This window comes from Salinarimonas rosea DSM 21201, from assembly GCF_000429045.1.
GTDB lineage: Bacteria > Pseudomonadota > Alphaproteobacteria > Rhizobiales > Beijerinckiaceae > Salinarimonas > Salinarimonas rosea.
Genome location: NZ_AUBC01000010.1, coordinates 151,214 through 167,729 on the forward strand (window position 1 = coordinate 151,214; position 16,516 = coordinate 167,729).

The 16,516-nt window shown below is 72.3% G+C and carries 16 protein-coding genes and 1 riboswitch; of the genes, 7 read left to right on the forward strand and 9 right to left on the reverse strand.

Features of this window, described 5'->3' with window-relative positions; translation table 11 throughout:
* Positions 1 to 20 precede the first annotated feature (20 nt).
* A riboswitch (glycine riboswitch) is annotated at positions 21 to 111 on the forward strand.
* A gap of 182 nt (positions 112 to 293) precedes the next feature.
* The 6 genes from gcvT to G407_RS26545 all read left to right on the forward strand — a co-directional run bounded on the left by gcvT (position 294) and on the right by G407_RS26545 (position 6,102).
* Positions 294 to 1,442 (forward strand): glycine cleavage system aminomethyltransferase GcvT, encoded by a 1,149-nt coding sequence (gcvT, locus tag G407_RS0108455; protein ID WP_029030464.1) that lies wholly within the window; start codon positions 294 to 296, stop codon positions 1,440 to 1,442.
* A 30-nt stretch (positions 1,443 to 1,472) separates the two neighbouring features.
* A complete protein-coding gene (gcvH, locus tag G407_RS0108460; RefSeq protein ID WP_029030465.1) occupies positions 1,473 to 1,847 on the forward strand; it encodes a glycine cleavage system protein GcvH in 375 nt (124 codons plus the stop codon).
* Positions 1,848 to 1,858: 11 nt separating this feature from the next.
* Entirely contained in the window at positions 1,859 to 2,353 is a 495-nt protein-coding gene (locus G407_RS0108465; RefSeq protein ID WP_029030466.1) for an OsmC family protein, read from the forward strand.
* Positions 2,354 to 2,368: 15 nt separating this feature from the next.
* Positions 2,369 to 3,712 (forward strand): aminomethyl-transferring glycine dehydrogenase subunit GcvPA, encoded by a 1,344-nt coding sequence (gene gcvPA / locus G407_RS0108470; RefSeq protein WP_029030467.1) that lies wholly within the window; start codon positions 2,369 to 2,371, stop codon positions 3,710 to 3,712.
* Between the two features lie 205 nt (positions 3,713 to 3,917).
* Positions 3,918 to 5,495: an aminomethyl-transferring glycine dehydrogenase subunit GcvPB gene (gene gcvPB / locus G407_RS0108475; protein WP_029030468.1), complete on the forward strand. Its 1,578-nt coding sequence runs from the start codon at positions 3,918 to 3,920 to the stop codon at positions 5,493 to 5,495.
* Between the two features lie 34 nt (positions 5,496 to 5,529).
* On the forward strand, positions 5,530 to 6,102 hold the full coding sequence (locus G407_RS26545) for a hypothetical protein (RefSeq protein WP_052341113.1): 573 nt from the start codon (positions 5,530 to 5,532) through the stop codon (positions 6,100 to 6,102).
* A gap of 53 nt (positions 6,103 to 6,155) precedes the next feature.
* Here the strand turns inward: G407_RS26545 and G407_RS0108485 are convergent, their stop codons facing one another.
* From G407_RS0108485 to thpR, 5 genes are all read right to left on the reverse strand, one after another.
* Positions 6,156 to 6,770: a LysE family transporter gene (locus G407_RS0108485; protein WP_029030469.1), complete on the reverse strand. Its 615-nt coding sequence runs from the start codon at positions 6,768 to 6,770 to the stop codon at positions 6,156 to 6,158.
* A 141-nt stretch (positions 6,771 to 6,911) separates the two neighbouring features.
* Positions 6,912 to 7,829: an NAD-dependent epimerase/dehydratase family protein gene (locus G407_RS26550; RefSeq protein ID WP_084327399.1), complete on the reverse strand. Its 918-nt coding sequence runs from the start codon at positions 7,827 to 7,829 to the stop codon at positions 6,912 to 6,914.
* 73 nt (positions 7,830 to 7,902) lie between these two features.
* The gene (locus G407_RS30310) at positions 7,903 to 8,427 is read right to left on the reverse strand and encodes a BON domain-containing protein (RefSeq protein ID WP_052341114.1); all 525 of its coding nucleotides are present in this window, start codon (positions 8,425 to 8,427) and stop codon (positions 7,903 to 7,905) included.
* Positions 8,428 to 8,430: 3 nt separating this feature from the next.
* Positions 8,431 to 9,381, reverse strand: a complete 951-nt coding sequence (locus G407_RS30315; RefSeq protein ID WP_052341115.1) for a BON domain-containing protein — start codon at positions 9,379 to 9,381, stop codon at positions 8,431 to 8,433.
* 109 nt (positions 9,382 to 9,490) lie between these two features.
* The gene (gene thpR, locus G407_RS0108505) at positions 9,491 to 10,027 is read right to left on the reverse strand and encodes an RNA 2',3'-cyclic phosphodiesterase (protein ID WP_029030470.1); all 537 of its coding nucleotides are present in this window, start codon (positions 10,025 to 10,027) and stop codon (positions 9,491 to 9,493) included.
* 95 nt (positions 10,028 to 10,122) lie between these two features.
* Here thpR and G407_RS0108510 point away from each other — a divergent pair, with 95 nt between their 5' ends.
* On the forward strand, positions 10,123 to 11,229 hold the full coding sequence (locus tag G407_RS0108510) for a DUF2336 domain-containing protein (protein WP_029030471.1): 1,107 nt from the start codon (positions 10,123 to 10,125) through the stop codon (positions 11,227 to 11,229).
* Positions 11,230 to 11,290: 61 nt separating this feature from the next.
* Here G407_RS0108510 and G407_RS26565 read toward each other — a convergent pair whose 3' ends face one another.
* The 4 genes from G407_RS26565 to recQ all read right to left on the reverse strand — a co-directional run bounded on the left by G407_RS26565 (position 11,291) and on the right by recQ (position 16,455).
* Complete coding sequence (locus G407_RS26565) at positions 11,291 to 11,794, reverse strand: hypothetical protein (protein WP_052341116.1); 504 nt, start codon at positions 11,792 to 11,794, stop codon at positions 11,291 to 11,293.
* Positions 11,795 to 11,804: 10 nt separating this feature from the next.
* Positions 11,805 to 12,977: a zinc-dependent alcohol dehydrogenase gene (locus tag G407_RS0108520; protein WP_029030472.1), complete on the reverse strand. Its 1,173-nt coding sequence runs from the start codon at positions 12,975 to 12,977 to the stop codon at positions 11,805 to 11,807.
* Positions 12,978 to 13,096: 119 nt separating this feature from the next.
* A complete protein-coding gene (locus G407_RS0108525) occupies positions 13,097 to 14,479 on the reverse strand; it encodes a VWA domain-containing protein (protein ID WP_169728773.1) in 1,383 nt (460 codons plus the stop codon).
* Positions 14,480 to 14,649: 170 nt separating this feature from the next.
* Positions 14,650 to 16,455 (reverse strand): DNA helicase RecQ, encoded by a 1,806-nt coding sequence (recQ, locus tag G407_RS0108530; RefSeq protein WP_029030474.1) that lies wholly within the window; start codon positions 16,453 to 16,455, stop codon positions 14,650 to 14,652.
* Positions 16,456 to 16,516 lie beyond the last annotated feature (61 nt).

Consider the following 16,516-nt stretch of genomic DNA (forward strand, 5'->3'; position numbering starts at 1 on the left):
GCTACAACGTCACCAGCCGCACGATCCCCGCGGGAGAGACCGGGTCCCGAGCCCGGCGCCGAAGGCGCAACCGCCCCGGAAACGCTCAGGCAAACGGACCGCGGGGAGCTGGCACTCTGGAAAGCGGCGGAGCCCGTTCGCTCCGCCCACCGAAGGGCGTAACCGATCGTGGACCAGGGTCACGCCCCGGGCCGCGGCGGGAAATCTCTCAGGTCGAGGACAGAGGGGGCGCGCAACGAAGGTTCGCCAGCGAGCCGTCGGCGCGTCCGTCCACCTTCGACCGAGAGGCACCCATGGCCGACACCGAGGCCGGATCCGCCGACACCCTGGCGCAGACGCCGCTCCACGGCCGGCACGCCGCCGCGGGGGCGCGCCTCGTGCCCTTCGCCGGCTACGCCATGCCGGTGCAGTACCCCACCGGCATCCTCGCCGAGCACCTCTGGACGCGCTCCCAGGCGGGCCTGTTCGACGTCTCCCACATGGGCCAGGCGACCCTCGTCGGGCCCGATCACGAGACGACGGCGCGTGCGCTCGAGACGCTGGTGCCCGCCGCGATCCTCGAGCTCGCGCCGGGCCAGCAGCGCTACACCCAGCTCCTCACCGACGAGGGCGGCATCCTCGACGACCTGATGGTCTCGCGTCCGCTCGCGGATGCGGACCAGGGCAAGCTCCACCTCGTGGTCAACGCCGGCACCAAGGAGGGCGACTACGCCCACATGGCCGCGCGGCTGCCCCCGAACGTGCGCCTCGAGCGGCACGACGACCGCGCGCTCCTCGCGCTCCAGGGTCCGGCCGCCGAGGCGGTGATGGCGGACGCGGGTGCGGCCGACGCCGTCGCGCTGACCTTCATGCGCACTGCCCGCGTCGTGCTGCACGGGCACGACGTCGCCGTCTCGCGCTCGGGCTACACGGGCGAGGACGGCTGGGAGATCTCGGTCCGCGCCGCCGACGCGCCCGCCTTGTGGGACGCGCTCCTCGCCGACGACCGGGTCAAGCCGATCGGGCTCGGCGCGCGCGATTCCCTGCGGCTCGAGGCCGGCCTGTGCCTCTACGGCCACGACATCGACACGACGACGAGTCCGGTCGAGGCGGGGCTCGTCTGGTCGATCCAGAAGCGCCGCCGCGTCGAGGGCGGGTTCCCGGGCGCCGCGCGCATCCAGCGCGAGCTCGCCGAGGGGCCCGCGCGCAAGCGCATCGGCATTGCGCTCGAGGGCCGCGCGCCGGCGCGCGAGGGCGCGCCGATCACGACGCCGGACGGGGAGGGCGTCGGCATCGTCACCTCGGGCGGCTTCGGGCCGAGCGTCGAGCGGCCGATCGTCATGGGCTACGTGACGCCGGAGGCGGCGGAGGTGGGGACTGCGCTGCACTGCGTCGTGCGCGGCAAGCCGCTCGTCGGCCTCGTCGTGCCGCTGCCCTTCACGCCCGCCCGCTTCAAGCGCTGAGATCGTCGAGAGCCGCATCAGGAGGCCGTCATGACCGTTCGCTACACCAAGGACCACGAATACATCCGAGTCGACGGCGACGTCGGCACGGTGGGCATCACCGACTACGCGCAGGGCCAGCTCGGCGACGTCGTCTACGTCGAGCTTCCCGAGGTCGGAAAGACGATCGCAAAGGGTGGCGAGGCGGCGGTGGTCGAGAGCGTCAAGGCCGCCTCCGAGGTCTACGCTCCGGTCTCGGGCGAGGTCGTCGCGGTCAACGGCGATCTCGAGGGCGCGCCCGCCGCCATCAACGAGGATCCGCTCGGGGCGGGCTGGTTCGTGAAGCTCAAGCTCGCGGACCCCTCCGAGCTCGACGCCCTGATGAGCGAGGCCGACTACGAGGCCTATGTGACGTCGATCGGCTGAGGGAGGCGGGATTGGCCGAGGGTGGCGGGCACCTCTACACGGCGACGATCCGTTGGGCGCGCGAGGGTGGCGACTTCCTCGGCGCGGCCTACGATCGCGGCCACACCTGGGCGTTCGACGGCGGCATCACCGTGCCGGCCTCGTCCTCCCCGCTCGTCGTGCCGCTGCCGCATTCGCGGGAGAACGCGGTCGACCCGGAGGAGGCCTTCGTCGCCGCCATCGCCAGCTGCCACATGCTCGTCTTCCTCTCGATCGCGGCGAAGAAGCGCTTCCTCGTCGAGCGCTACGAGGACGTGGCGCGCGGCGTGATGACGCCGAACGCGGCCGGCAAGCTCTGGGTCTCGCGCGTCGTGCTCGACCCCGCGATCGACTGGGCCGGCGAGCGCCGGCCCGACCCGGCGACCATCGCCGCCATGCATCACCTCACGCACCGCGAGTGCTTCATCGCGAACTCGGTCAGGACCGAGATCGTGGTCGCGGGCGTGGACGACACCTCTTCCCACTGACGAGACGGCCAGCCGATGCGCTACCTCCCGCTTTCCCCCGACGACCGCGCCGAGATGCTCGCCAAGGTGGGCGTCTCGCACATCGACGACCTCTTCGTCGACGTGCCCTCCGACAAGCTGCTCACCGAGCCCGTCGACCTGCCGCGCCGCAAGGGGGAGCTCGAGGTCGAGCGTATCCTCGGGCGCATGGCCGCGCGCAACGTGCCCGCGTCGTCCGTGCCCTTCTTCGTGGGCGCCGGCGCCTACAAGCACCACGTCCCGGCCTCGGTGGACCATCTGATCCAGCGCTCGGAATTCCTGACGAGCTACACGCCCTACCAGCCCGAGATCGCCCAGGGCACGCTGCAATACCTGTTCGAGTTCCAGACGCAGGTCGCGGCGCTCACCGGCATGGATGTGGCCAACGCCTCCATGTACGACGGCTCCACCGCCGCCGGCGAGGCGGTGCTGATGGCGCACCGGGTGACGAAGCGCAACAAGGCGATCCTGTCGGGCGGCCTCCACCCGCAATACGCCGAGGTGATCGAGACCCTCTCCGAGATGGCGAACGACCGGGTCGAGCGCCTGGCGCCGGACGTCACCGCGGCCGAGGACATCGTCTCGCGCATCGACAAGGAGACGTCCTGCGTCGTCGTGCAGACCCCCGACGTGTTCGGCAACCTGCGCGACCTGCGCAAGATCGCCGACGCGGCGCATGCGAACGGCGCGCTGCTCATCGCGGTCTTCACCGAGGTCGTGTCGCTCGGCCTGGTCGCGCCGCCGGGCGCCATGGGTGCGGACATCGTGGTGGGCGAGGGGCAGTCGATCGGCAACGCGCTGAACTTCGGCGGGCCGTATGTCGGCCTCTTCGCCGCGCGGCAGAAGCACGTGCGCCAGATGCCCGGGCGCCTGTGCGGCGAGACGGTGGACGCGGAAGGCCGCCGCGGCTTCGTCCTGACGCTCTCGACCCGCGAGCAGCACATCCGCCGCGACAAGGCGACGTCGAACATCTGCACCAATTCCGGCCTCTGCTGCCTCGCCTTCACCATCCACATGACGCTGCTCGGCCAGACCGGCCTCCAGCGTCTGGCGCGGATCAACCACGCCAATGCCGTGAAGCTCGCCGACAGGCTCGCCGGCGTGCCGGGGGTGGAGGTCGTCAACGAGGCCTTCTTCAACGAGATCACGCTGAAGCTGGCGAAGCCGGCGGCCGCGGTGGTCGAGCGCCTCGCGGGCGAGGGCGTGCTGGCCGGCGTGCCCTACTCGCGGCTCGCGCCGCAGGCGGGGCTCGACGACCTGCTGCTCGTCGCCTCGACGGAGGTGAACACGGACGAGGATCGCAACGCGCTGGTCGACGGGCTGAAGGGGGCGCTCGGATGAGGGCCGCCGCCCTGTCCCTCCCTGTAGGGGAGGGGACGGCTCGCGCAGCGAGCCAGGGGTGGGGTCCGGCAGCCGGTCTCGGCTTCGCCGAACGCGCGTCCCGCGCGCCCCATCCGTCACCGCGCTTCGCGCGGCGCCACCTTCCCCTACAGGGAAGGAAAAAGGTCGCCCTCGCACACACGCTTTCCCATTACGGAGCCCTCTCATGCTGAACCGTCAGGGACGTCCCACCGCCGCCGGCTCGGCCGAGAGCGCCGAGAGCGCGGGCACCTTCACCGGCAATCGCGCCCTCATGCAGGAGGAGGCGCTCTCCTTCGAGATCGGGCGATACGACGTCACCGGCGTCGACCTCGACGAGCCCGAGGACTTCGCGCCGCGCCTCGGCGGGCTGGCGCGCGAGGGCGAGATCGGCATCCCCGCGCTCTCCGAGCCGGAGACGATGCGCCACTTCGTCAAGCTCAGCCAGAAGAACTACGGCATCGACACCGGCCTCTTCCCGCTCGGCTCGTGCACGATGAAGCACAATGCCCGGCTCAACGAGAAGATGGCGCGGCTGCCGGGCTTCTCCGACGTGCACCCGCTCCAGCCGGTCTCGACCGTGCCCGGCGCGCTCGCGCTGATGGACGAGCTCGCCCGCTACCTCGTGACGCTGACCGGCATGACCACGGTGGCGCTCTCGCCCAAGGCCGGCGCGCACGGCGAATTGTGCGGGATGATGGCGATCAAGGCCGCCATCGACGCCAAGGGCGAGGGCGAGACGCGCACGGTCGTTCTCGTTCCCGAGAGCGCCCACGGCACCAACCCGGCGACCGCGGCGCTGCTCGGCTTCACCGTGCGCGAGGTGCCCGCGGCCGACGACGGCACGGTGCGCGTCGAGGCGGTGAAGGAGCTCCTCGGCCCCGAGGTCGCGGCGATCATGCTGACGAACCCCAACACCTGCGGCCTGTTCGAGCCGCAGATCGTGGAGATCGCGGACGCGCTCCACGAGGTCGGCGCCTACTTCTACTGCGACGGCGCGAACTTCAACGCCATCGTCGGCAAGGCGCGGCCGGGGGACCTCGGCGTCGACGCCATGCACATCAACCTGCACAAGACCTTCTCGACGCCCCACGGCGGCGGCGGGCCTGGCTCGGGCCCGGTGGTGCTGTCGCAGCGGCTCGCGCCCTACGCGCCGGTGCCGTTCATCACGGAAGGAGCCGACGGCGCGCTGACGCTGGTCGAGCACGAGAGCGCCGTCGTGGACGGCGCGCCCTTCGGGCGGATCACCGCGTTCCACGGCCAGATGGGCATGTACGTGCGCGCGCTCGCCTACATGCTCTCGCACGGCTCGGACGGCATGAAGCAGGCCTCCGAGGACGCGGTGCTGAACGCGAACTACATTCGCGCCGGCCTCGTCGACCTGATGAGCCTGCCCTTCCCGGACCACCCGTCCATGCACGAGGTGCTGTTCGACGACGAGTGGCTGAAGGACACCGGGGTCTCCACCCTCGATTTCGCCAAGGCGATGATCGACGAGGGCTACCACCCGATGACGATGTACTTCCCCCTCGTCGTCCATGGCGCCATGCTGATCGAGCCGACGGAGAGCGAATCGAAGGCCTCGCTGGACCTGTTCATCGCGGCCCTGCGGGACCTCGCCATGGCGGCGACGGCGGGCGAGACGGCGCGCTTCTCCGGCGCGCCCTACCACGCGCCGCGCCGGCGCCTCGACGAGACTCGCGCGGCGCGCCAGCCCATCCTGCGCTGGACCCCGCCGCAGCCGGTGCGCGAAGCCGCGGAGTGATGACAGCGGCCGGCGCGTCTGGGAGGATCGCCCGATGACGCGCCGATTCGACCTCCTCGTCGCAGCCCTGCTCGTCGCCGCGCCCGCCACGGCTCAGGAGAGCGCCTATACGACGCTCGCCTACGACGCTTGCCTGACGCTGGATGCGCCCGAGCCGGGCGAGCCCGCGGAGTGGGTTGTGCTCGAATGCGAGGGCTGGGGCGACTATCCCGTGATCGTGCGCGATTCCGACGGGCGGATGAGCCTCGCCTACGGCTTCGCGCCGGAGGAGCTGCCCTGGACGAGCTTCCAAAGCTTCAACCGCGTCCACGACACGATCGAGTGGCGGCTGCGCGAGGGCCGGCCCTTCGCGACTGTCCACCGCTGGCTCGTCTCGGATCTAGAGGGCGGCGAGCGCCAGGTGCTCGTCGTCTCGCGCGTCTGGCAGCCGGACAGCGCACCCGGCTGCCGCGTCGGCTTCGTCGACGCGCAGGCGAACCCCGACGCCAACGTGCTCGCCCGCGACGTGGCCGACCGGCTGGCGCTGGGCTTCATGTGCGGCGAGGAGGAGCCGCGCTGGCACGGCGCGACGACGGCGCGCACGCCGACGCCGATCTCGGCGCCTTGAGCTTCGGAGCGCCACCGGGCGGCCATCGGCTCTTTCCGCGCCTGCGCCAGCGGTCAGCCGCCGACGAGAAGAGCGATGCCCACGATGACGAGGATCGCCGCCGCGAGCAGGGTCAGGGCCCGGCCCGCGGCGGGGCCGACCATCACGCCGGCGCGCGCTGCCGCATAGGCGTAGGCGAGCTTCACGCCGCCAACGGAGACGGCGATGACCACGACGAGGAGCGCGGCCTCGCCGGGGCCGATGCGCGCGAGATCGACGAAGCCCGGCAGGAAGCCGAGGTAGAACAGCACGGCCTTCTGGTCCGCGAGCGTGATCGCGAGGCCGGCCGAGAAGCTCGCCGCCCGGCCCGGGCTCTCGGGCGGCGCGGTCGCTGCCGGTCCCCTCCACGCCGATCGGGCGAGGGCGATGCCGACGAGGATGACGTAGGCGGCGCCCACCCAGCGGATCAGCCCGGCCCAGTCCCCGAGCGCGCTCTTCAGCAGCGCGAGCCCGAACAGCGCCACCAGCAGCCAGACCACGTCGCCGGCGACGACGCCGAGCGCGGTGGCCGCGCCCTGCGCGAACCCGCCGGCGGCGGCGCGTGCGGAGACGGCGAGCACGCTCGCGCTCGGCATGGCGGCAAGCACCGCCATCGCCGCAAACAGTGCCGCGAGGCCGCCGACCGTCATCGGGCGCGCCGTCGCCGGCGGGTCTCAGTCTTGCGCCTCATCGCGGTTCGCCTCCCTGCCTGCCGGTGACAGTGCAGCGGAGCCGCAATCCACGGGCAAGGGGCGGGGAGGCATGGGAGAGCTGCGCTGTACGCGCGTGAGCTACCGAGCCGCGGTGGTGCCGGTCTCCTCCGTGGCCAGTGCCGCGAGCGCCCCGGCGAAGTCGTGGCGCGGCCGCCAGCCGAGGTCGCGGCGCGCGGCCGTGTTGTCGTAGACCCGGTCGAGCGTCGGGAACAGCCGCCAGCCGCGCGCGGCGTAGAGCCGTGCGCAGTCCGGGAACAGCCGATGCACCACGCCGGCCGCGTCCCGTCGCAGCGCCGCCCGGTCCCCGGCGGCGAAGGGCGTCGTCGCCGAGACCACGTAGCGGGCGAAGCCGAGCGCGGGGGCACGCTCCAGCGCGGCGAAATGGGCGTCGACGGCGTCCTCCAGCGCGACGCGCCGGTTCAGCAGCTCGTTCGTGTGCAGGTTGGCGTCCGTGATCCCGAGGCGTTCGCTCTGAGCGTCCGCGTCGGTGAAGAAGCGTGCGGTGCGAAGCACGATCGCGGGCAGGCCGGCTTCGCGGTGGAAGAGTGCGCACAGGTCCTCGGCGGCGTGCTTCGTCGCCCCGTAGATCGTCCGCGGCTCCGGGGCCGTCGCCTCGGTGACCCAGGCGGCCGGCGCGTCGGGCGGCGGCGTCAGGGCGGCGCCGTAGACGCTGGTGGTGCTGGTACAGACGAAGGCCGCAACGCCGGCGCGCACGGCCTCCTCGAGCAGCACGAGGGTGCCCGTGACGTTGACGTCGACGAAGTCCTGCTTCGAATGCGTCGCGAGCTGCGGCTTGTGCAGGGTGGCGGTGTGCAGCACGGCGCGCACGCCGGTCATCGCCGCGCGCACGAGCATGCGATCGCCGATCGCACCGATGCGATCGGTCTCGGGCGAGGCGCGCAGGTCCAGCCCGATCCCCGTTTGACCCTGCGCCCGGAGGCGGCGCATCAGCGCCGTGCCGAGATGGCCGGCGCTGCCGGTGACCAGGATCGTCATGATGCGCGGCTCCGCGGATTGGTTCCGGGTCGAGTAGACCCGCCCCACGCGGCCCGCGCAACGTCCGCGCGTCTCAGAGCACCACCGGCCCACCTCCGCCGCCGGCGCCGCCGGTCGTCCGCCCGCCGCCCGTCGTCGTTCGCGCCCGCTGGTCGACGCGCAGGTTGTTCTGCACGTGCGTCACGCCGCCGGTGTCCTCGGCCAGGTCCTCGACGTAGCGCTTGTGCGGCCGGGCGGGCACGGTGCCTTCGAGCGTCACCTCGCCGTCGCGGACATGGATCTCGATCGTCGAGGCGTCGATGTGCCGGTCCTCGGTGAGCCGCTCGGCGAGATCCTCCAGGATGCGCGCGTCCGAGCGGCGCCAGCCGCGCGGCCCGCGGCCGCGATGGCCCTCGTCGAAGCGGTCGCGGGGGAAGCGCTCGCGCGCAAACACCCGCTCCGGGTCGGGCGCGTCCTGGCCGGGCCCGACCACCTCGCGATAGTCGGCATAGCCGCCGCCGGAGCCGTAGCCGCCGGCGGAGGAGCCGATGTAGGAGCCCGTTCGGCGGGCGCGCCGGTCGCGCGCGCCCTCGTCGTCGTCGCCGCGTCCGCCCGCCATGGCTCAGCGCTCCCCGGTGGTCCGGCCGGACCCGTGGGCCGTGCCGGTGTCGCCGATGCGGTCGCCGGTGCGCGGGCCGGTCGCCGGCTCCTCCGGCGGCTCGCGGCCGATGGAGCCGGGCTCGCGGGCGCCGGAGGCCTCGCCGAACGTGGTCCGGCCGCCCTCGGCATGGCGCACGACGCGCAGGTTGTTCTGGGTGTGCACAACGCCGGAGACCGCGTCGCAGACGTCCTCGGCGCGCCGCTTCATGGTGCGGCTCGCCACAGTGCCGTCGAGCGTGACCTCGCCGTTCTCGACGCGCACCGAGATCTCGCTCGCGTCGACGTGCGGGTCTTCCGTCAGGTGGTCGTGCACGTCCTCGGAGATGCGCGCGTCCGTGCGCCGGTAGTTGCGCGGGCCGCGGCCGCGGTAGTCCGGCTCCTGGTCGCGCCCCGTACGATGCGCGTCGGCGTCCTCTATCGACCCGCCCTGGCCGCGATAGAGCCCGCGATCGGGCCGGGCCTGATAGTCGCGGTAGTCGGCATAGGGGCCGCGCCGGGCGCTCGTGTAGCCGCGGTCGTAGTCGACGGCGTCCGCGCCGGAGCGGTAGCGCGGCTCGCCGCCTTCGCCGGCGCCGTAGCCGCGGCCCCGCCCGCCGCGAGGCGCCGGGCCGCCGCCGACGCTCGAAAGCTCGCCCTCGTAGAAGGCCCGCATCGGCGTCGTGGTGCCGAGCTCGTCGCCGTAGTCGCCGTAATCGCCGTGGCGCTGGCTGTTCGGGTCGAACCCGACCCGGCCCATCGGCCCGGGCCGCTCGTTGCCGCGGCCGGACCGGCGCGTCGGCCGATCGTCGTCGTCCGGGTCGAACTCTTCGTAGCCGCGTCCGGTCATGCCGAAGCGGTCGCGCTCCGCCGGGTCGGTGGGCGGCAGCCGCCCGCCCGCGCCGGCGCCTGGATGCCGATCGCCGGGACCTCTCATGGCGCTCTCCTGTCGCTGGCCCGCGCGCGACCCTCCGCGGTCCACCGCGGGCGTGAACCATGCGTATCGGCCGAACCCGTGCTGCCGGCGCGTGGTTCCGTGATCCCGGTCAGCCGAGCGGGTAGGCGGCCTCGACGACGTAGGGCCCGCCGCCCGTCTGCTCCCGCGCCGAGAACACCGCCATGCGATCGGCGAAGAAGGCGGTGCGCTCGAAGGGGGCGCGCGCGGTGATCCAGGCGGCGACGTCCCGCGGCGTGACCCGGCGCAGGCGCGCGAGGGTGACGTGGGGCGTGAACCGGCGGCGCTCGGGCGCCAGCCCCGCACGGCGCACCAGCCGCTCGGCCTCGTCGTGGAGCGCGACCAGCGCCTCGCTCGCGTGCACGTTCGCGAAGACGGCATGCGGCTTGTCCCCGCCGAAGCAGCCGAGCCCGTCGATCACGATCTCGACGGGGGCGCGCGGGCGCCGCTCGGCGAGGAGCGCATAGACGTCCTCGGCGACGTCCTCGTCCACGTCGCCGATGAAGCGCAAGGTGACGTGATAGTTCTCCGGCTCGATCCAGCGCGCCCCGGGCAGCCCGCCGCGGCAGGCGGCGAGCGACGCAACGACGTCGTCCGGTATCTCGAGGCCGACGAACAAGCGCGGCATGATGGTCACTCCCCTAACCTGCGACGCAACCGATTTCACAATTCCATAAGGACTTTATGCCGTAGTGGTAGCCGAGAGGAGCCAGAAGGTCCGACATGGTGGCACTCATCAGCGTGATGGACGAGATCGACGACATCGTGTCGAGCGCCGACGCGCGTCGTCGTACGGCCATGCTGCGCAAGATCACGAACCTGTTCCTGGAGAAGGCGCCCGAGCTCGACGAGGAGCGCGTCGGCGCCTTCGACGAGGTGATCCTGCGGCTCGCGCGCAACCTGGAATTCCGCGCGCGCATCGAGCTGTCGGAACGTCTCGCCGACCAGGCGATGGCGCCGCGCCAGGTGGTGCGCGATCTCGCCTTCGACGACGAGGTGGCGGTCGCCGCCCCCGTCCTGGCCCGCAGCGGACGCCTCTCGGAGGACGACCTCGTCGCGGTGGCGAACACCAAGGGGCAGGAGCATCTGCTCGCGCTGTCGCGCCGCGTGACCCTGTCGGCGCGGGTCACCGACGTGCTGATCGACCGCGGCGACACCGTCGTCGTGCGCTCGGTCGCGGACAATGACGGCGCAAGCTTCTCGGATCGCGGGTTCTCGACCCTGCTCGAGCGCGCCCGCGCGGATTCCGCGCTCCAGGAGGTGCTCGAGGCGCGCAGCCATCTCTCCCCGGAGCAGGTCGGCAAGCTCGTCGAGATCGCCCGCGAGCGCGTGCGGGAGACGCTCCAGGACGAGCTCGGCCAGCGCATGCAGCGCGCCATCGATTCCGTGGTCGAGGATCTCGCCCGGCGCATGGCGGACACCGACGCGCCGGAGGTGGCGAAGGCCGATCTCGTCGGATCCTTCGACTTCGTGAGCGCCCGTGCCCGCAGTCGCAAGCTCGAGGAGCGCGACGTCGTCGACTGGCTCAACCGGAACCGTATCGAGGACGCCCTCGCGGCGATCGCGCATGTCGGCGGCATCCCCGTCCAGATGGTGGCGAACGCCTACCACGCGCCGGACTGGGAGGCGCTTCTCTTCGTGGTGCGCGCCGTCGACTTCACCTGGGCGACGCTGAAGCTGCTCCTCACCAAGAAGGCCGGCCGCACGCCCCCGCTCGATCTCACCCAGGCCGCCTTCGAGAGCTTCGAGAAGCTCTCCGTGCAGAGCGCCCAGCGCGTCCTGCGCTTCGCCGCCACCCGCGAGCGGTTCGGGCGCGACGGGGGGATGTGACGGAGCAGCCGGTCCTGCGCCGGCCGCACGAGGATCTCGTTCGTGCGGCGCGGCGCGCCGATCAATAGGTCGACGCCACCTCCCGCGCCACGCCCCGCATCGCCGCCGGCGGGCGGGGGAAGCCCGTGCGGTCGCGGTAGTCGGCGAGCGGCGGCGCCGGGCGGCGGTCCTCGCGCGCGAGCGTCGTCGCCACAGCGAGGTCGAGGAGCGCGATCGCGGCGACACCGCCCATGGCGAGGCCGGCGCGCTCGCGCCGGCGCGGGCCGTCGTCGAGCCCTGTCGCGAGGAGCCCGAGGTCGACGGCGTCGCCGGCGACGCGCGCCCACATCCACGGCGCCGGATCCTCGGCGGCGAGGAGCGCGACGCCGGTCGCGACCTCGCGGGCGCCGCAGGCCCGCACCAGGCCTTCGCGGCCGGGAATGCCTACGGCGCGCGCGAGGGCGGGCGCCGCCGCGAGCTCGGCGACGCCGAGCGCGATGGAGAAGAGGCCGAGCCCGCGGGCGAGGCGGTCGGTCTCGCGGTCGGGGTGCCCGCGGCGCGGCGAGCCGGTGGATTCGTAGCGCATGGGGGTCTCCTCAGGGCTTGAGCACGACCTTGACGCAGCCGTCCTTCTTGTCGCGGAAGGTCTCGTAGAGCGCGGGCCCGTCGGCGAGATCGGCGACGTGGGTGATCACGAAGGTCGGGTCGATCTGGCCCTCCTCGATCCGGCGCAGGAGATCGTCCGTCCAGCGCTGGGTATGCGTCTGGCCCGTGCGCACGGTGATGCCCTTGTTCATCAGGGCGCCGAGCGGGACCTTGTCGGCCAGCCCGCCGTAGACGCCGGGCATGGAGATCGTGCCGGCCGGGCGGATCAGGTAGATGATCTCGCGCAGCGCATGGATGCGGTCGCTCTCGGCCATCACCGCCTGCTTGGCGCGGTCGTACATCGAGTCGATGTGGCCGGACGCGTGGGCCTCGAGCCCCACGGCGTCGATGCACTTCTCGGGACCCTTCCCGTTCGTCAGGTCGTCGATGCGCTCCATCACGCTCTCGACCTCGAAGTTGATCGGGATCGCCCCGCCGGCGGCGGCCATGTCGAGGCGCTCGGGCACGCGGTCGATGGCGATCACCTGCCGCGCCCCGAGCAGGACCGCCGAGCGGATCGCGAACTGGCCGACCGGGCCGCAGCCCCACACGGCCACCGTGTCGGTCTCCTCGATGCCGAGCTGGACCGCCGCCTGCCAGCCGGTGGGCAGGATGTCGGACAGGAAGAGCAACTGCTCGTCGGAGAGCGTGGACGGCGCCTTCACGTGCGTCTTGTCGGCGAAGGGGACGCGGATGTACTCCGCCTGGCCGCCCGGGTAGCCGCCGGTCAGCTGGGTGTAGCCGAACAGGCCCGCGGTGGTGCGCCCGAAGGCCTTCTCCGCGAGGGCGGCGTTGCGGTTCGAGCGCTCGCAGACCGAGTAGTTGCCGCGCAGGCATTGCGGGCATTCGCCGCAGGAGATGGTGAAGGGGATCACCACGCGGTCGCCGGGCTTGAGCGCGTGGCGCGAGTCGGGGCCGACCTCGACCACCTCGCCCATGCACTCGTGGCCCATCACGTCGCCCGGCTTCATGCCCGGGATGAAATTGTCGTAGAGGTGCAGGTCGGAACCGCAGATCGCGCAGCTGGTGACGCGGACGATGGCGTCGCGGGGGTGCTCGATCTGCGGGTCGGGAACGGTGTCGCAGCGGATGTCGTGCTTGCCGTGCCAGCTCAGCGCTCTCATGCGGGGCCTCCGGTTGCGCGGAGGCTCGGGCCGTCCGCAGCCCTGTGAACACCAGGGCCGCGGAGGCGTTCCGACGGCCGCGCTCGGGATGCGTGTGCCCCGACGCGGTCGGCCTTCGGTCACTGCGTCAGGCGGATCGAGCCGATGCGGCGCGCGATCTCGTCGAAGACCTGCTTGAGGTCGGAGGCCCGCGAGACCTCGTAGTAGAGGTCCGGGGAGGTCGCGCAGCGGCGCAGGAGGTCGCGGTTGCCGTTGATCACCCGCACGGTGACGACGACGATCCCGGCGTCCTTGGCGCTGTCGCAGGCGGCCTGCGTGCGCGGGTCCATCTCGGAGCGGTTGCGGCTGAACTTGCTCTGGGTGTTGTCGCCGTCGGTGAGCAGGATCATGAAGCGCTCGACCTCGTCGCCGGTGATCGTGCCCGCCTCGACGAAGGGCGCGCGCTCGGTCAGCATCGCCATGCCCCAAGCGGCGCCGATCGTCACGTTGGTGTTGCCCGACGGCTCCATCTGGCGAAGCGAGGAGATGATGCCGGCGTTCTGCGTCCAGACGTCGGCGAGCGGCGCCATGCGCGCGAGCCTCGTGTTGGGGCAGTTCACCGCCGGGAAGAGGGTGCGCGGGTCGTCGAGGTCGACATCGGCGTCGGTGACGTCGAGATCGTCCGGGATCTGGTCGCGATCCCAGACACAGCCGTCCCAGGTCGCCGGCGTCGTCCGGCCCCACCGCGAGCAGTCGGTGACGACGGGGTCGGCGTCGGCGGCGGCGAAGCGCAGCCAGGAGACACGCTGGACGTCGACGGGCCCGCGGGGGACGGCGCAGTAACCGCTCCCGCGCGGCGGCACCGTGACCCGCGAGGTCAGCGGACGTTCGGTGCGCACCGTGTCCTGGACTGCCTGCGGCACGCGGACCCCGATGTCGAAGGGCACGAGGCCGACCCGGATGCGGTCGGGCCCGCTCGCCGCCTCGCGCATGATATGCATGAAGCCGCTCGTCGGGTTGGCGTTCGTGCAGGAGGTGTCGCCGCACAGGGCGCGCTTGAGCTCGGTCATCTTGGAGCGCGAGCCCATCGAGCCCGTGTTGTCCATGACGAGCGCGATGTCGATCGACTTGCGGCCGTAGCTCGCCTCGCTGTAGCGCGAGACCGACACGTCGTCGACGTTGACGACGCGCATGAAGGTGGTTCCGACCCGCACGCGGGCGCGCAGCCAGACGGTCTCGTCGACCTTGTCGCCGTCGAGCTCGGCGATGGTCAGGGACGCGTCCGGGCCGAGCACCGTCTCGAGCTGCTGGCGAGCGAAGGTGAGCAGGGTCTCCTTCGACGTCGCGTCGGGGTCGCGCACGGCGGCGAGCGCCGCGTTGTCCAGCGCGAGCTGGATGCGGTCCGCGGCGTTGCGCGCGCGGGTGTAGTCGACGGCCGCCCCGATGAGACCGAGGATCGGCACCATCACCAGTGCGAATGCGAGTGTGACGTTCCCGCCCCTGCTCGCAATCGCCTCTCGCATCCGACATCCGAAATTCATGGCGGCACCTCCTCGCACGATGCGATGGATGCGCCCGGGGCGATTAAGACCGCCCTAAGGCCACTCCATGGAACCCGGTGCGATAGGGTGCGATTCGTCGGGTAGTTTCCGAGACCTTTATCCTATACGTCGGCGCGCCCGACCTGGGATTGTCAGCCGGCCTCGCGCACTGTCGCGACGATCTCCTCGCCGTAGCGCGCGACCTTCGCCGTGCCGACGCCGTGGCAGGCGGCGAGCGCGTCGAGGGAGCCGGGCCGGCGCTCGACGATGTCGATCATCGTGCGGTCCGTGAAGACGACGTAGGCCGGCACGCCCTCGTCCTTGGCGAGGCGGGTGCGCAGCGCGCGCAGCGCCTTCAGCAGCGGGTCGGAGGCGAGGCCCGCATCGGCGATGGCGGCCGCGCGGCGCGCCTTCTTCGTGTCCTTGGGGGCGTGGACGTCGGCGCGCAGCGTCACCGTCTCGCCCCCGCGCAGCACGGCGTCGCCGCGCTCGGTGATGCGCCAGGCGCCGTAGCCGGTGATGTCGTTCTCGATCAGCCCGCCGGCATAGACCTGGCGGATGAGCCCGCGCCACTCGTTCTTCGCCTTCTCGCGGCCGACACCGAAGGTGCGGATGCGCTCGTGCCCGAAGCGGCGCACCTGGTCGGTCTCGTCGCCCACGAGGACCGAGACGATGTGCTCCGAGCCGAAGCGCTCGCCGGTGCGGGCGATGGCCGAGAGGATCATCTGCGCCTCGCGGGTGGCGTCGAACAGCGTCGGGCCGCCCTCGCACAGGTCGCAATGGCCGCAGGGCTCCGAGGTCTCGCCGAAATAGGCGAGCAGCGTCTGGCGTCGGCAGCGCGGGGCCTCGCACAGGGCGACGAGCGCGTCGAAGCGGCGGAACTCGATGCGCTTGACCTCGTCGGGCGCCTGGCTCTCGGCGATCTGCTGGCGGCGCAGCCGCATGTCGTCGAGGCCGTAGAGGGTGAGCGTGTCCGCAGGCGCGCCGTCGCGGCCGGCGCGGCCGATCTCCTGGTAGTAGGCCTCGATGGTCTTGGGCATCGCCGCGTGGGCGACGAAGCGCACGTCCGGCTTGTCGACGCCCATGCCGAAGGCGACCGTCGCGACCATGACGATCCCGTCCTCCTGCAGGAACGTGTCCTGGTTCGCCTGGCGGACCTCCTGCACGAGGCCGGCGTGATAGGGCAGGGCGCGCAGGCCGAGGCCGGAGAGCTTCTCGGCGAGCTTGTCCACCGCGTTGCGGGTGGAGCAGTAGACGATGCCGCTCTCCTCGCGATGCTTGGCGAGGAAGGCCGCGATCTGGCGCGATGCGTCCGTCTTGGGGCTCATCGCGAGGCGCAGGTTCGGCCGGTCGAAGCCGTGGACGAAGATCCGCGGGGTGCCGGGAAAGAGGCGCTGGGCGATGTCGTCGCGGGTCGCCGCGTCGGCGGTCGCCGTCAGCGCCATGGTCTGCACGTCGCCGAGCCGGCGGCGCACGTCGCCCAGCCGCGCGTAGTCGGGCCGGAAGTCGTGGCCCCATTGCGAGACGCAATGCGCCTCGTCGATGGCCAGCAGCGAGACGCCGCGCCGCATCAGGAAGTCGGCGAGGCTCTCCGAGCCGAGCCGCTCGGGCGAGACGTAGAGGAGCTTGAGCGAGCCCTCGCGCAGCTCCTCGCGCACCCGGGCCGCCTCCGCCTCGTCGTTGGCGGAGTTGAGCGCGCCGGCCGAGACGCCGTTGTTGCGCAGCGCCGCCACCTGGTCGCGCATCAGCGCGATCAGCGGCGAGACGACGACGGTGAGGCCGTCGCGCACGAGCGCCGGCAGCTGGTAGCACAGGGACTTGCCCGCGCCGGTCGGCATGACCGCGAGCACGTCCTCGCCCTCGAGTACGGCGCGCACGACGTCCTCCTGCCCGGGCCGGAAGCCGGGATAGCCGAAGACGTCCTCGAGGACGCGCAGCGTGTCGTCGATCGTGGCCATGGGGCTCCGGCGGCGCGGATGGAGGATGCGTCCGCGGCGTCCTTCTGGCATGGAACGGGGG

Coding starts and splice junctions, on each gene's coding strand:
- gcvT (WP_029030464.1), top strand. CDS start 294: ATGGCCGACACCGAGGCCGGATCCGCCGACACCCTGGCGCAGACGCCG.
- gcvH (WP_029030465.1), top strand. CDS start 1,473: ATGACCGTTCGCTACACCAAGGACCACGAATACATCCGAGTCGACGGC.
- gcvPA (WP_029030467.1), top strand. CDS start 2,369: ATGCGCTACCTCCCGCTTTCCCCCGACGACCGCGCCGAGATGCTCGCC.
- gcvPB (WP_029030468.1), top strand. CDS start 3,918: ATGCTGAACCGTCAGGGACGTCCCACCGCCGCCGGCTCGGCCGAGAGC.
- G407_RS26545 (WP_052341113.1), top strand. CDS start 5,530: ATGACGCGCCGATTCGACCTCCTCGTCGCAGCCCTGCTCGTCGCCGCG.
- G407_RS0108485 (WP_029030469.1), bottom strand. CDS start 6,770: ATGACGGTCGGCGGCCTCGCGGCACTGTTTGCGGCGATGGCGGTGCTT.
- G407_RS26550 (WP_084327399.1), bottom strand. CDS start 7,829: ATGACGATCCTGGTCACCGGCAGCGCCGGCCATCTCGGCACGGCGCTG.
- G407_RS30310 (WP_052341114.1), bottom strand. CDS start 8,427: ATGGCGGGCGGACGCGGCGACGACGACGAGGGCGCGCGCGACCGGCGC.
- G407_RS30315 (WP_052341115.1), bottom strand. CDS start 9,381: ATGAGAGGTCCCGGCGATCGGCATCCAGGCGCCGGCGCGGGCGGGCGG.
- thpR (WP_029030470.1), bottom strand. CDS start 10,027: ATGCCGCGCTTGTTCGTCGGCCTCGAGATACCGGACGACGTCGTTGCG.
- G407_RS0108510 (WP_029030471.1), top strand. CDS start 10,123: ATGGTGGCACTCATCAGCGTGATGGACGAGATCGACGACATCGTGTCG.
- G407_RS26565 (WP_052341116.1), bottom strand. CDS start 11,794: ATGCGCTACGAATCCACCGGCTCGCCGCGCCGCGGGCACCCCGACCGC.
- G407_RS0108520 (WP_029030472.1), bottom strand. CDS start 12,977: ATGAGAGCGCTGAGCTGGCACGGCAAGCACGACATCCGCTGCGACACC.
- G407_RS0108525 (WP_169728773.1), bottom strand. CDS start 14,479: ATGCGAGAGGCGATTGCGAGCAGGGGCGGGAACGTCACACTCGCATTC.
- recQ (WP_029030474.1), bottom strand. CDS start 16,455: ATGGCCACGATCGACGACACGCTGCGCGTCCTCGAGGACGTCTTCGGC.